This is a genomic window from Pseudomonas brassicacearum, from assembly GCF_009601685.2.
Classification (GTDB): Bacteria; Pseudomonadota; Gammaproteobacteria; order Pseudomonadales; family Pseudomonadaceae; genus Aquipseudomonas; species Aquipseudomonas kilonensis_B.
The window spans coordinates 4437772-4451281 of sequence record NZ_CP045701.2; the positions used below are offsets into that span (position 1 = coordinate 4437772).

Sequence of the window (13510 nt, forward strand, 5' to 3'; positions counted from 1 at the left end):
CCGCAGGTAATTTCAAAGCAATACCTACGGGGAATTTACCTATTGGTAACGGTAACGGATGATTCGCGGATGGAAATTTCAGATATTCGCCGCGAAAATTTGCGGGCACTCATGAAGCAGCGCTTTGATGGAAAGCAGGCCAGGCTGGCCGATGCTTTAGGAAAGAGCGCCAATTACATATCGCGCTGTCTCTCGACTGCACCATCATCTGCTGGTAGTAAAAACATCGGGGAGGACTTCGCTCGGGACATCGAGATGAAACTCGGCCTGGAGCGTTATCAGCTCGACCGTAAAGGCATGCACCCAGAGCTGGTGAACGTCGAGAGTAACGCCGAGTACCTAGGCCAATTTTCGGTTTGGGACGATGACACGCCGCTGGATGATGATGAGGTATATGTGCCATTCCTCAAGGAAGTAGAACTGTCAGCGGGAAGTGGAAAGACGGTCGTAGAGCCATCACATAAGCAGAAGCTGCGCTTTGGTAAACAGACGCTTCGACGCCAAAACGTGCAACCGAGCGAAGCTGTTTGTGTAACGGTGAGCGGGAACAGCATGGAACCAGTCCTGCCCCACGGGAGCACCGTTGGCGTAGATCAGGGTTCGACCGCGATAACTGATGGAAAAATGTATGCCCTTAACCACGGAGGCCAGCTCCGGGTAAAAACCCTATATCGCGCACCAGGTGGCGGTATCAGGATGCGCAGCTACAACCGCGACGAGCATCCAGATGAGGAATACAGCGCCGAAGACATGCTGCAGAAAGACATCATCGTGATTGGCAAGGTCTTCTGGTACTCAGTTCTTCTATAGAGACACGCTCGCCTTACCAGACAGCCCGCTTAGTCAGCGGGCTTTTTTTCGTCCAAACAAAAATAATTACCTATAGGTATTGACCGCCAATGTTACCCATAGGTAATCTTCAGTCATTGCCGGATAACAACCGGCCTGATTGAAGGCAGCGATGAACCGGCCTCAACGGTTCAGAGGGTTGGCAACTGACCCGGGCGCGCAGCGTAAAGCGCCAAGACCAGTTATCCAGCGGGAGAACAAGCCGAAAGGCCCGCGGCTGGAAGAACAATTCGAATGAGCCCGTACCGCGCCAGTAGCGCCGAAGGGACAGCGGAGTTTTTCACTGATGCACCTGGTGACGGGTGCATTGGGAAATCAACCGAGAGGCACGCAGCATGGAATCAATCATCAAGAGCGGCACGTGGATCGGCCATCTCGGCCGTGGGCTTGCTCGCAGAGAACTTCAGTTTTTGCTTTTGGTCGCGCAGGGCTTCACAGCCAAACAGATCGCACGCACCCACGATGTTGAACCGGGAACGGTGGTCAAGCGCATCTCAAACGCCATGTTCAAGCTCGGAGTGCATCGCCAATCGGCGGCGATTGCCGAAGCGATGCGGCGAGAAATCATCGTTGGACAGGCTGACAGCCCGAAACCTCAAGGTCCAGTTGGGGAATCGAACGATGGTGTTTTTATCGCTTAAAGGAAGGCAAGGCATCACTTCTGCACCTTGGCGACAGGGTGCAGCGGGATGTAACCCAACCCCAGAGGAATAACCCATGTTTGGTATTGGAAAGAAACTGTTCGGCGCCAAGCGCGCAGTCAAGAAGCTGGAAAATCGCGACCTGATGCAGGCCATCGTCGGTGGCTGCCTGCTGGTGGCTGCGGCCGATGGCGAGATCAGCAAGAACGAGGCAGCACAGATTGATATCCAGATCCGTGCCAACAAGGCCTTGGAACACTTCGGGTCGGAAATCACCAGTACCGTAAACCTGTTCACGGAACAGCTGCAGGCGGGCTTTCGCCTGGGCCGCATGAACATCCTGCGCGAGATCCGCGACATCAAGAACAACCCCGCTGACGCCGAGGAGGTTTTCGTCAACATGCTGACCGTGGCCGAGGGCGACGGGAACATCAGCCCCGAGGAAATGAAGGTTCTCGCCGAGATCGGTGTGGAGCTGGGCCTGCGCCTCAAAGACTTCGGTATCGAGGCGTGAGCAGGCGGTTGCGGCGGCTTCTGATCCTTTCCTGTGTGGTCTTCGCCCTGAGCCTGCTGATCAACAGCCTCGTCAATCGCGGCGCCTGCTCCTACTACGGCTACCAAACCGACTGGGAAACCAAATATGCAGCCTTTGTGGGCTGCATGGCTAAGGTCTCTGGCAATTGGGTGCTTCGTAGCGAGCTTCGCGCCGTGCAATAGGCATCACTTCTGCCCATTCAATGAGTGGGCAGAAGACGGAAAATGCAATTTATCGAGCCCCAACTTTCTTAGCAATCTGCTCAACAAGATGCACTTCCTGAGCGTTCATTGCGGAAATCGCGCAGCCGCAAGATGCGCATTGAACGAAGTAAATAACGTGACCGCTACCCTTCACTTTAGTTTGGGTCGATAGCTCAAAAGAGCTCGAATCACATTTTGGGCATTTCGTCGTCACAGCCATTTTTCAATCCGCTCCCTGATTATTGAACCTAAACCCTATCAGCTTCCCTACCTCACGAATAGCTACACCCCACGGCAGCCTGTCGCTGGCTGCCCGAGCACCTGGTACTCCCCAGCACCAGGCCCGCATCGGAGTGTGATCGGAGCGTGCTCCGATCACACTCCGATGCGGATATACAGGTGGCCACTGCCTGTCCAGTGAGCGAACAACAGAGGATCGCGCCCATGAAATAGCCCAGACCCAAGCCCTTCCAATGAAGGCACCCAGCGCTCACATAGGGAGGTCTGTGTGACGCCAACGAAAGCCCGGTCTCGATCGGGCTTTTTTACGCCTGCCTTTATCCGCCAGCACTCTCCCCTGCGCCCCATGGCAAACGGCAGGTGAGCAGAGTGCTGACGAATAAACGCAACCCCAACGAGGAATCGCCATGCATCCATCCATTCAACAGCGAGTCGACGGGGTCGCGGCCCTGCACGCTCGCTCTACCATCGCCACCGCCGAGTTCTACGCCCTGATCGGCAAGGAGCCACCCGTGCAGAAGATTCGCTACCAGGTCGTCACCAAGGGCGAAAGCGCGTACCACATCGTCGAACTGGCAACCGACAAGGTGCGGGGCTTCCGCTTCACCTACAAGGAAGCGGTCAACTTCGCACAGCTGCTGGAATCGCGGGCCGACGGCATCAAGGTCACGCTCTCGGGTGACCGACAATGATCGGCGAGCCAATGCCCAACCCGCGGGACGCAATCATCCAGGACCTGAACCAGAAGCTGGAGCAGTTTTTCGGTAGCGGGAAGACCATCCAGCAGATCGAAAGCGGCGTGAGCGCAGAGGCGCCATTCTTCGGCACCACTGCCCACCACGCAAAGCTCCGGGCCGACCGTGACAAGTTGGCGCCAGCGGTACGAGCCCAGGCCGAGGCCGGCCAGACCGCCAGCGCCGCGGCTGTCGCATTGAAGATGCACATCAAACGCGTCCAGCTCATCGCCCGAGAAAATGGCTTCACATTCGCCGAGCCCTCATGAGGCGAATCAACAACCAGGCGCGCCAGCGTCGAAGGCAAACATGGCTGGAGCTGCCAGCCAGCGGAATCGAAGGAGACGGCCATGGCCGAGGAACAGCAGCCGACGGCGGAAGCGCTAAAGCAGCGCCGAAAGCGCGAGAAGGCAGCGGCGAAGGATGCCGCCCTGGGCATCGAGAAGTTCACGGTTGAAGTGGCCGGCGTGTTCAAGCCGGACCTGAAGCAGGTCATGAAGGCCCATGGCATCGATAACCAGCAGGACGTTCACCAACGGCTGCTGATGAACCTCATCGCGGCCGACTTCGAGGGCCAGGCCAAGATGCTTAAGTGTGTCGCGACACCTTACGTGGCAAGCGAAAAGGTGTCGCAAGCGTTCCGAGATCAGAGCCTTCGCGCTTTAGCTAAAGACCCCGGAGAACCTGAAGACGAAGTGATCGCCCCGCTGGAATTCACCACGTCAAAGTGACTTTTCCACCTCCGGCGCTTCCGATGCGAACGTAATCACCAACAGGTAACCCGCCAGCATCGGTTAGGGTCAAGCCTCCCTCTCCGCTGTTAGCAGCTGAGGCCAACCGTACAAGGTCGCCAACGGGTCTGCCGGCGGCCTTCAACTCAAGGTTAGCTCCTGCGGACAAAATCCTTACCAGATCGCCAACAGCTAATTTATCAAAGCTCATTTCCACTCCTTTTATCCGGCTCCATGCCGGTCTCCCGTAATACCCCATCTAGCACCAAATTGCCATCATGGGTCGCAGCGGTCGGCGCCTGACTAGCTATGGCGGAAACCCTAATCGGCGCGACCAATTAGATAGTCAACAGCCTCTGCTGCTGCATGCTTGTGGTCCGGGCTAATCCAGCAGTATGGCTTGTTCCCATAGATGCCGATCTTCGCACTCTCAGACAACCGAAGCAGGTCAACCCCCTGCGCCTTGGCTTCCGCCACTATTGCGACGGCAGCCTGCTCCAGTGCGATCTCACGATCTGTAGCCATCCCATTTCTCCTTGATCCGGCCTCATGCCGGGCCATCAACCAATAGCCCACAAACTCGAATCACGCCAACCGCGCCACCGGCGAGCTGCGTGTGAATCAGTTGAACTCCAGCGCCTCAGAAAGCAGCCCCGCCGACTCGGTGTAGGTCGCCAGATCAATGACCTGGCGAAGGAACACGACCATCGCCAATTTCTGAGCGTCGTCAGGTAGCCCTACCCATTTCAGCATCGCCCTCGCGTCTTCCTCTATTGCCGCGAGTGCATCTACGTCGCTTTGCAGTCTCATGTCGGCCTCCGGTCAGTGTGAGCTCTAACAAGTCATAGCCATCAACTACGAATCACGCCAACCGGCGAGGATCCCCTATGTCCGCACAACAGAAATTGCCTCAGTTCATCCATGGCCAGCCGAGCATGGGACTGCCGTTCGAAAAGGAACTGGTGGTTGACCTGTTCGCCGGCGGCGGTGGCGCCAGCACCGGAATTGCCCGGGCATACCGTGAGCCAGACGTTGCGGTAAACCACAATCAAATCGCCCTGGCGGTTCACCGCGCCAACCACCCGAAGACAGCGCACTACGTGGCCGACGTGTACGAGGTTGATCCTCGGGAAGCCACTGGCGGGCAGCCGGTCGCGATCATCTGGGCATCGCCAGACTGCCGCCACCACAGCAAGGCCAAGGGCGGCGCGCCTCGCGATCGCGGTGTGCGTGGGTTGGCTTGGGTAGTGATTCGCTGGTTGTTCGTCACGAAATCCCGTCTTCTCTTCCTAGAAAACGTTGAAGAGTTCTGCGACTGGGGCCCAATCGACGATGACGGACAGCCGATCAAGTCTGAGCGCGGCCGCACCTTTAAGGCGTTCATTGCTGCTATCAGCACCGGCCTGCCTGCTGATCATCCTGACATGCCGGAAATCATGCAGGCGATCGGAGAGTTCGTGCCGATGGAAGCCCTGGTGCGCGGGCTGGGCTACAACGCCGAGTGGCGGGAGCGGATCGCGGCGAACGCCGGCACTCCAACCATCCGCAAGCGCCTTTATCTAGTGGCCCGAAGCGACGGCAAGCCGATCGTTTGGCCGTCGCCTAAGCGTCACAAGCGGCCCGCGGCGAAACAATTGCCATGGCGCTCCGCCGCTGAATGCATCGACTGGAGCAACCTCGGGCGCACGATCTTCCGAGACAAACCGATGGCCGAGAACACCATGCGCCGAGTGGCCAAGGGCTGCTGGCGGCATGTGCTGACCAGTGCGAAGCCTTTCATCGTGCCGATGCGCGGAACGTCATCGGCGCACACCAGCACACACGGAACCGACGAAGCGCTTTCCACGATCAGTGCGGGCGGCACCCATCACGCTCTGGTGCAGCCGGTTGCAGCGCCCTTCCTTACCGAGTGCGCCAACGGATCAGCACAGCGCAACTTCGACGTGCAGGAGCCGCTGCGCACGCAGGTCGCCCAAGTCAAAGGCGGACACTTCGCGATGGCAGCAGCACACATGACAGCCTTCGGGCAGAACGCAGCGGGCAGCTCGCCCGATGAGCCTACGCAGACAGTTCTCGCAGGCGCCCAGCGTCACGGCATCGTTACAGCATTCTTCGAACAGGCGAATGGCGGCTTCTACAAAGGCGACGGCCGCTCGGCCTACGATCCGATTTCGACCATCTGCCAGTCCGGCGCCAACCAGCGGCTCGTGAGCGCCTACCTGGTGAAGTACTACGGAAAAGAGAGAGACGGCATTCCGCTCACCGAGCCGATGCACACGCTGCCGACGAAAGACAGGGTTGCGGTGGTTGAAACTGTTCAGGTGCCGGACACGCTGACACCTGAACAGATGGAAGGCGCCCGCCGTTGCGCAGTGTTCATGCACGAATACCTGCCTGAGCACTTCAAAGACCCGGCGGAAATGGTGATGGTGGGCGGATACGTGCTGATCGACATCACGCTTCGCATGCTGCAACCACCTGAGCTAAAAGCCGCTCAAGGCTTCGACAAGGACTACATCATCGATCGCGGGCTGTTCGTTGACCCGGTCACTGGTGCCGAGGAATGGCGCGACATCAAGAAGGTCGACCAGGTGCGACTCATCGGCAACAGCGTCTGTCCAGACGAGGCCGAGGCACTGGTCGCCGCCAACGCCGCAGACATCATCGAGCTTTATCAGCGCCTCGCCGCATAACCCACCCTCCACCGCCCGGGCATGCCCCGGCAAGGACATAGCCATGCCCGCAGAAAACAAACAGGCCGTACCGCTGAAGGTTGAACGGTCGACGGTAACAAAGCTGGTCATCACCGGTGCGCCGCGACTGGACCCGATCACCGTGTTCCTCGAGGACTTCGGGCGGCGCGACTGCCCGATCGAATCGAACCCGAATTACCAGACTGCCCAGGGCAAGATCACCATTAACTGCTGGGATAGTAGCTGGAACGCATATTGGGGCGGCATGGGGCCGCGCACTGTCGCCGAGTTCGTCGCCGACTGCGACTGGCATTACATCCTGAACTGCCTGGATCGCGGTATCAGCCCAACCGCTTTCAGCGGCGATGCGCTCCACGCCTTCGCTAAGAAGTGCATTGTCCAGCGGCGCCGACAGCAGACCGGCCGCCACGACTGGGAGCTGGGCGAACTGAGCAAGGAGGATGCTCGCTCGCTTTGGTGTGACATCGATGTTCTGCGCAACATCGAGAGCTCCAGCGAATGCTGGCATCAAAGCGAACTGCTAACCGACCTCTTCGGCGAAGAATGGCATTACCCGCTGGACGGCAATGCCGTCGAGGAAAACCACAAATTCAATTACCTGCGCCGGGTTGTCGAAGCGGTGCAACAAGCGCTGCGCCAGGAACGGCAGCAGGAGGCCGCATGAAGCGCATCTACCTCAGCGGCCCCATGACCAACATGCTGGACCTGAACTTCCCGCTGTTCCACACGGTGACGTCCGCCCTGCGCAACGCCGGGCACGTCGTCATCAACCCCGCCGAACTCAACCCTGACCCGGGCACCTGGAGCGAGTGCATGCGCCGCGACATCAAAGCGCTGATGGATTGCGACACCGTGGCCACCCTGCCCGGCTGGCAGGATTCCCGCGGCGCCAGCCTTGAAGTGCACATCGGCAAGGCGCTCGGCATGAAAGTTGTGAATGCCCATGATCTGGTATCGATGGAGATTGCAGGATGAGCTATGAAACTCATGAACCGCAATTCTAAATCGGCGCTGCAAAACTGGTATAGTTTAAACTTTAGGGTCGTTAGTATTTCGCCCAAGCAAATAACCAACAATAGTTCCCAGCAAACCAATTACCGGTGATATTTGCTTATCACTATATCCAGCAACAACCAAGAACACCGCGCTGACTATAACGAGTACCGTACCAAAAACCTTGAGAATGCTATCGGCCGAATACCCCTTCCCCAAAAGCCTCGAAGCCAGAAAACAAATTACAAACCCAAACAACAACACCACAACACTTATAGTCATTGCATTCTTAGCGGACCACCAAACCTCATTCCCAGCTGGAACTTTAGCAATACTGACAGTTTCGGAAATATTTTTTTTAGATTCCGTTATTTTACCATCAAGCTCTTTAAACATAACATCAAACGATTTCTCGCTCATCTCTCACTCTCCAGCACTTTTATTCTCGACTTCAAAAGCTCTATCATAGTTTCTTGCTGCCGAACCAAATTCAACAATTGCTTGTTTTCCCACTTTAACTTAATGGAAGAGTCAAGACCCGGATACTCTCCACCGACAGCCTCGCTTTCATGATATCCAGCAACAGCTTCTGCTGCTGGATCTGAATGCGCAGCCGGGGGGCTCGCAACATCGGTAAAATTTGGAAAATTAGGTAGCTCCCAACTGACCGCATCAAAGGAGATAAGAACCATTAGATATAAAAATGATGTTTTAGACATCTCTATTCACTCCCACACGAGCAAATCCGATTAATTTTCACATCATGAACAACTACATTTGTTTTAGTAGATCAAGCGTAAAACTCCAGTTAATTTGAGATTTATTTACCCCCCCTCACTGTCTCTTTCTACCCCTTCAAAGTCAGCCGCTATAGCGGCAAGGACGAAGTCATGCCTGAAGAAAATGCAATACGCCTAAATCGCGCGGCCCGAGATGTTGTCGCTGAACGTCAACGCCAAGTATCGGCCGAGGGTTATTCGCTCCATCGCGACGACCTCTACGTGAAGGGTGAGCTCGCCGAAGCGGGAGCAGCCTACGCATGCCTCGCAGGCAAACCGGGCAGCATGAGTTCGGCATGGCCCTGGGGCGCTGGCACATTCAAGCCAAGCGAGGATCGGCGACGCGACATGGTCAAAGCTGCCGCCCTGCTGCTGGCAGAGATTGAGCGCCTGGACCGGGTCGGCCTGATAAACCACTGGCCGGTTCGAAGGGATGAGAACGGAATGTTCCAACATCCTGACATGCCAGATTTCGAAGAAGGTGAAGGCGACAAGTGCAAGACCTGGATCGCTGAGCAGGGCCTGCAGGTCGCCATGGTCAGCCTGGAATACGCTGACGAAGCAATCGCGAACCGATACTTCGAATCCCATGACCCTGACTGCAGCTACTGGGAGCCTGACCGACCCGAAGGCGAAGACTGGTTCTGTCTGGCAATCCACGACACAGACGACGGCCCGGTCTGCTGGTGGGCACGCCGCGAGGTGACGCCATGATCCTCCCCCTGCTCTATATGGCCTGGCTCATCTATTCGGGGCCGAGGCCATGAACAGACCGGTAACTGAACGCGACTTCAGAAAGCCTGAATTTAGGGATGCCCAGCCCGAGGACTACGAATTCAGGGAAGACGGTGCGGTGGTCAGAAAGGACCGCTGGGAAACAGCAATCCGCCAGATCCGCTGCATTGTCGGGCCGAATGGTCGGGAGTTCGAAATCGCCGATGTGGTTGCGGCAGTTGATGCAGTCGCGGGCGGATGGCGCGACCCGGAACCCGACGAAGACCCAGGCTATGACGTGATCGATGTCCGGCTCTCTTGCGGCAGCATCCTCTGCGGCCTGGAAAGGATGGGCAAGGAGTACGCCTTCGCTTGGCGATTCGGCGGTACCGACTTCACCCACGCTGATTTTGGTGCCGACATCGAAGCTTGGCGCCCATCCAGACGCAAGCCTGACGCACCCGCCTCCTAACCCCAACCCACCTACAGCCTGCCGGTGAACGACGGGCGAGGAATTCGTATGCCTGATCAAAAATCTTTACTGCGCGAAGTGGCGATCGATGCGATCTCCGATATCGCCCAGCACCTGCCGCTCGACTGCCAAATGTTCCTGGTGGTGTGCCGCCCCGGCAAGGCGGACTTCGACCTGCTCCTGCCGTCGCCCGAGGCGAACCTGAACAACGCCCTCGACGCGCTGCGCCGCCAGGGCCTGAGTATCGACGGCGACAACGCCTACAAGCGCGACCTGCTGGACTGCGTTGTCGGCGCCCTGGCCATGGGCGCGCAGAACACGAACCCTCCGCCGGCCGGACACTGGGGCCAGCGCTTTTGGGGTATCGGCCGGGAAGAACGAGCGCTGCACGAAGAAATGGTCGCGACGCTCCGTGAGTCTCGGCAAGTGATCGCCGTGGCGCTCAAGACTGGGGCGCCCGACTGGTTCGACACCGATGAAAAGGTGGCACAGCACGTCACCGTGCAAAAGATCGACGCAGCCATCGCCAAAGCCAATCGATAACCACCTTCTGCCGCCACGCGCGGCAAGGAACCCATATGCCTGCAAAAAAACTGTTCGAAGTCCTGATCGGCGCCCTGCTGTACCTGCTGATCACCCTGCTCTGGTTTTTCTATGCGGTACCGGAAATGGTCGAGCGCGGCTCTGATATTGCCATGATCATCGCCGGCTTCGGCTCGCTGGTCTGGCTCTCCGCGACCGGCTGCATCCTCATTTACATCATCCAGAAGACGCGCCCCGCGTAACCCTTTCTGCCGCCAGGCGCGGCACGGAGCATCACCATGGCAAAGGTCATTGCACAAATGACGATAAAGCTCCCCCGGCTTATGGAGGTGAGCGAATACAGGAAGCTGCGCTACGTCGGGGGAAAGCCGAGCGTGCAGCAGCTGAAGAAATGGATTGAGGAAGGCGAGGTGGCAGGAGAGGTGAAAGGCGGGATGTATTTTGTGGACGTCCAGGCTGCAGTGATGGGCTCTACTGACCCGCTGCTGGCCCAAATGATGGAGATCGGTTGATGGCTGCCCGGCCGCGCACACTGAAAAACAGGAAGTTACCGCCGAATCTCTACCCCAACGGGAAGTATTGGCGGTACCGCAACCCAATCACCGGCCTGATGACGAGCATCAACCGCCCCATAGAGGAGGCAATAAAACTAGCCCGGGCGGCAAATTTGAAACTGGCGGCGCTCGTTGTGGACGATGGCGCGCTGCTCACCCTGCTTACGGGTGATCGCCTGCCGACTGTCAGCAACCTGCTGCAGCGCTTCCACGATGAATGGCTGGTGGATAAGGGCTACGCCGCTCGCACCCTGGAAGAGATCAAATTCAAGATCGAGCGCTACCGGCAGGACCTTGGAGATAGGCTTATCGGGCAGATGGACGTGCTGGCTATGGCCGAGTATCTGGACCAGTTCAGCAACAACGCCTACACCAAGCACCGGGGGTTGTGGGTGCAGATATTCGCATTTGCCGTGGCCAAGGGCCTGGCCGAGCGAAATAACGCCGAGCTGACTCTGGTGAAGAAGGAGGCGGAGAAGAAGCGGCAGCGGCACACGCTGGAGGGGTTGAAGTCGGTCATCGACGCGGCGACTACGCCACCCTGGCTAAAGCGAGCAATTCGCCTGGCGCTGACCAGTCTACAGCGGCGCGAAGATATCGTGACGTGGCTGAAATCAGCTGCCGACATGGAGAAAAACACTCTGACGGTATCGCCCGGCAAGACCCAGGGTTATGACAACCCCGTCCACCTGAAAATCAAGATGGGCGCCGCGCTCCGGGAGGTAGTTGGCGAGTGCCTGCGCTCGCCTCTGGCTTCGCCCTACCTGATCCACTACAAGCCGAAGGCGCGCCGGCGCGAGCAGATCGACGCGAAGGACCATTGGACCTCAGTAACGCCTGACTACCTGACCAAGGAGTTCAGCAAGGCCCGAGACGCGGCACACGCCTACGACCATGTGCCGGCCGGCGAGCGCCCCACTTTTCATGAGATCCGCGCTTTGGGTGCATGGTTGTACGAGCAGCAGAATTTCCCACAGGAATATATCCAGGCGCTGCTGGGTCATGCGGATGAGAAGATGACCAGGCACTACCAGGAGGGGCACGGCAACAAGACAATTGAGTACGTCGAGGTGGGAGCAGAATTGGCATTGTGAGGTGGGGGTTTTGCAAAAGTTTTGCAAAAGTTTTGCAAATCGCACCCAACAAAAAAGGGCCCACCTTTCGGTGAGCCCTTCTAGACCGCCCAGCAGAGCGGATTTTGTTTGGTAGGCGCGATTGGACTCGAACCAACGACCCCCACCATGTCAAGGTGGTGCTCTAACCAACTGAGCTACGTGCCTGCTGTGAGGCGGCATTCTACGGAATTCCGGAGGGGTGTCAACACCTTTTTTTCACCTAACCCTATGAATATGCAAAATATTTAATTTCGCCAAGGCAACGAAGATTTCGCGGTGGCTGGCGGCCGATTTTTATCTCGGGTAGGATCGCTGCATTCGTAAAAAATATAAAACAGAGGTTGCAGAATGGCGAACACATCCTATCCAGCGTCCTATTACGCCGCGTCGGCCAACCCGGTTCCTCCGCGCCCTGCCCTGCAGGATGACGTCGAGACGGATGTGTGCGTGATCGGCGCGGGTTACACCGGCCTGTCCTCTGCGCTGTTTTTGCTGGAGAACGGCTTCAAGGTCATCGTGCTTGAGGCGGCGAAGGTCGGTTTTGGGGCTTCGGGTCGCAACGGCGGGCAGATCGTTAACAGCTATAGCCGCGACATTGATGTGATCGAGCGCAGCGTTGGTCCTCAGCAGGCGCAGTTGCTGGGCAACATGGCGTTCGAGGGCGGGCGGATCATTCGTGAGCGGGTGGCGAAGTATCAGATTCAGTGTGATTTGAAGGACGGCGGTGTATTCGCCGCCCTCACCGCTAAACAGATGGGCCACCTGGAGTCGCAGAAGCGTTTATGGGAGCGTTTCGGGCATACCCAGCTGGAGTTACTGGATCAGCGGCGTATTCGCGAGGTGGTGGCTTGCGATGAGTATGTGGGCGGCATGCTCGATATGAGCGGCGGGCATATTCACCCGCTCAACCTGGCCTTGGGCGAAGCGGCGGCGGTGGAGTCGCTGGGCGGGGTGATTTATGAGCAATCGCCAGCGGTGCGCATCGAGCGGGGTGCCAGCCCGGTTGTGCATACGCCACAGGGCAAGGTCAGGGCCAAGTTCATTATCGTGGCGGGCAATGCTTACCTGGGCAATCTGGTGCCGGAGTTGGCGGCCAAGTCCATGCCTTGCGGTACGCAGGTGATCGCCACCGAGCCGCTGGGGGACGAGTTGGCTCATAGCCTGCTACCTCAGGATTATTGCGTCGAAGACTGCAACTACCTGCTCGATTACTACCGGCTGACGGGCGACAAGCGCCTGATCTTCGGGGGCGGCGTGGTGTATGGCGCGAGGGATCCGGCGAACATTGAGGCGATCATTCGGCCGAAGATGCTCAAGGCTTTCCCGCAGCTCAAGGATGTGAAGATCGATTACGCCTGGACCGGAAATTTCCTGCTGACGTTGTCGCGTCTGCCGCAGGTCGGGCGGCTGGGGGATAACATTTATTATTCCCAGGGCTGCAGCGGCCATGGCGTGACGTATACGCACCTGGCGGGCAAAGTCCTGGCCGAAGCGCTGCGAGGTCAGGCTGAGCGTTTTGATGCGTTTGCGGACCTGCCCCATTACCCTTTTCCTGGCGGTCAGTTGTTGCGTACGCCATTTGCGGCGATGGGGGCTTGGTATTACGGGTTGCGGGATAAATTGGGGTTCTGAAGCCGCCAACAACAAGGGCTGCTTCGCAGCCCAGCGGGAGCAAGCTCCCTCGCCACGGGCT

General features: G+C 57.9%; 19 protein-coding genes, 1 tRNA gene and 1 pseudogene. 16 read left to right on the forward strand and 5 right to left on the reverse strand.

Annotation, left to right across the window (positions count from 1 at the left end; genetic code table 11):
• Positions 1-69 precede the first annotated feature (69 nt).
• From GFU70_RS18835 to GFU70_RS18860, 6 genes and pseudogenes are all read left to right on the forward strand, one after another.
• Positions 70-810: a helix-turn-helix transcriptional regulator gene (locus tag GFU70_RS18835; RefSeq protein ID WP_226920942.1), complete on the forward strand. Its 741-nt coding sequence runs from the start codon at positions 70-72 to the stop codon at positions 808-810.
• A gap of 374 nt (positions 811-1184) precedes the next feature.
• A pseudogene (locus GFU70_RS18840) lies at positions 1185-1418 on the forward strand (response regulator transcription factor); the annotation flags it as partial.
• 148 nt (positions 1419-1566) lie between these two features.
• The gene (locus GFU70_RS18845) at positions 1567-2004 is read left to right on the forward strand and encodes a tellurite resistance TerB family protein (protein ID WP_153388617.1); all 438 of its coding nucleotides are present in this window, start codon (positions 1567-1569) and stop codon (positions 2002-2004) included.
• An 871-nt stretch (positions 2005-2875) separates the two neighbouring features.
• Entirely contained in the window at positions 2876-3160 is a 285-nt protein-coding gene (locus tag GFU70_RS18850; RefSeq protein ID WP_153388618.1) for a hypothetical protein, read from the forward strand.
• Entirely contained in the window at positions 3157-3471 is a 315-nt protein-coding gene (locus GFU70_RS18855) for a hypothetical protein (RefSeq protein WP_153388619.1), read from the forward strand. Before GFU70_RS18850 ends, GFU70_RS18855 begins: the two co-directional genes overlap by 4 nt.
• Before the next feature lie 81 nt (positions 3472-3552).
• Positions 3553-3933, forward strand: coding sequence for a hypothetical protein (locus GFU70_RS18860; RefSeq protein ID WP_153388620.1), 381 nt, complete (start codon positions 3553-3555; stop codon positions 3931-3933).
• 321 nt (positions 3934-4254) lie between these two features.
• Here GFU70_RS18860 and GFU70_RS18865 read toward each other — a convergent pair whose 3' ends face one another.
• The gene (locus GFU70_RS18865; protein WP_153388621.1) at positions 4255-4458 is read right to left on the reverse strand and encodes a hypothetical protein; all 204 of its coding nucleotides are present in this window, start codon (positions 4456-4458) and stop codon (positions 4255-4257) included.
• 96 nt (positions 4459-4554) lie between these two features.
• Positions 4555-4743, reverse strand: a complete 189-nt coding sequence (locus GFU70_RS18870; RefSeq protein WP_153388622.1) for a hypothetical protein — start codon at positions 4741-4743, stop codon at positions 4555-4557.
• Positions 4744-4820: 77 nt separating this feature from the next.
• On the opposite strand from GFU70_RS18870, the gene GFU70_RS18875 reads away from it, so the two are divergent.
• Genes GFU70_RS18875 through GFU70_RS18885 form a run of 3 tightly spaced genes read left to right on the forward strand, consistent with a single transcriptional unit; the run spans position 4821 to position 7622 of the window.
• Complete coding sequence (locus tag GFU70_RS18875) at positions 4821-6626, forward strand: DNA cytosine methyltransferase (protein WP_153388623.1); 1806 nt, start codon at positions 4821-4823, stop codon at positions 6624-6626.
• Between the two features lie 43 nt (positions 6627-6669).
• Positions 6670-7311: a hypothetical protein gene (locus GFU70_RS18880; RefSeq protein WP_153388624.1), complete on the forward strand. Its 642-nt coding sequence runs from the start codon at positions 6670-6672 to the stop codon at positions 7309-7311.
• A complete protein-coding gene (locus GFU70_RS18885) occupies positions 7308-7622 on the forward strand; it encodes a DUF4406 domain-containing protein (RefSeq protein ID WP_153388625.1) in 315 nt (104 codons plus the stop codon). Before GFU70_RS18880 ends, GFU70_RS18885 begins: the two co-directional genes overlap by 4 nt.
• A gap of 54 nt (positions 7623-7676) precedes the next feature.
• Here GFU70_RS18885 and GFU70_RS18890 read toward each other — a convergent pair whose 3' ends face one another.
• Positions 7677-8060: a hypothetical protein gene (locus GFU70_RS18890; RefSeq protein ID WP_153388626.1), complete on the reverse strand. Its 384-nt coding sequence runs from the start codon at positions 8058-8060 to the stop codon at positions 7677-7679.
• Entirely contained in the window at positions 8057-8359 is a 303-nt protein-coding gene (locus tag GFU70_RS18895; protein WP_153388627.1) for a hypothetical protein, read from the reverse strand. Before GFU70_RS18895 ends, GFU70_RS18890 begins: the two co-directional genes overlap by 4 nt.
• A 504-nt stretch (positions 8360-8863) precedes the next feature.
• Between GFU70_RS18895 and GFU70_RS18900 the strand changes: the two genes are divergently transcribed.
• Genes GFU70_RS18900 through GFU70_RS18925 form a run of 6 tightly spaced genes read left to right on the forward strand, consistent with a single transcriptional unit; the run spans position 8864 to position 11796 of the window.
• The gene (locus GFU70_RS18900) at positions 8864-9133 is read left to right on the forward strand and encodes a hypothetical protein (RefSeq protein ID WP_153389184.1); all 270 of its coding nucleotides are present in this window, start codon (positions 8864-8866) and stop codon (positions 9131-9133) included.
• Between the two features lie 49 nt (positions 9134-9182).
• Positions 9183-9605 (forward strand): hypothetical protein, encoded by a 423-nt coding sequence (locus GFU70_RS18905; protein ID WP_153388628.1) that lies wholly within the window; start codon positions 9183-9185, stop codon positions 9603-9605.
• Positions 9606-9653: 48 nt separating this feature from the next.
• The gene (locus tag GFU70_RS18910; RefSeq protein WP_226920945.1) at positions 9654-10148 is read left to right on the forward strand and encodes a hypothetical protein; all 495 of its coding nucleotides are present in this window, start codon (positions 9654-9656) and stop codon (positions 10146-10148) included.
• 35 nt (positions 10149-10183) lie between these two features.
• Complete coding sequence (locus GFU70_RS18915) at positions 10184-10390, forward strand: hypothetical protein (protein WP_153388629.1); 207 nt, start codon at positions 10184-10186, stop codon at positions 10388-10390.
• Positions 10391-10426: 36 nt separating this feature from the next.
• On the forward strand, positions 10427-10660 hold the full coding sequence (locus tag GFU70_RS18920; RefSeq protein ID WP_055135598.1) for a hypothetical protein: 234 nt from the start codon (positions 10427-10429) through the stop codon (positions 10658-10660).
• Positions 10660-11796 (forward strand): tyrosine-type recombinase/integrase, encoded by a 1137-nt coding sequence (locus GFU70_RS18925; protein ID WP_153388630.1) that lies wholly within the window; start codon positions 10660-10662, stop codon positions 11794-11796. The genes GFU70_RS18920 and GFU70_RS18925 overlap by 1 nt, the downstream gene beginning before the upstream one ends.
• 109 nt (positions 11797-11905) lie before the next feature.
• On the opposite strand, the gene GFU70_RS18930 is transcribed toward GFU70_RS18925, so the two are convergent.
• Positions 11906-11982 (reverse strand) — tRNA-Val (locus GFU70_RS18930).
• 183 nt (positions 11983-12165) lie between these two features.
• Between GFU70_RS18930 and GFU70_RS18935 the strand changes: the two genes are divergently transcribed.
• Positions 12166-13449 carry an NAD(P)/FAD-dependent oxidoreductase gene (locus GFU70_RS18935; protein WP_153388631.1) on the forward strand — a complete coding sequence of 428 codons (1284 nt, stop codon included), beginning with the start codon at positions 12166-12168 and terminating at the stop codon, positions 13447-13449.
• Positions 13450-13510: the final 61 nt, after the last annotated feature.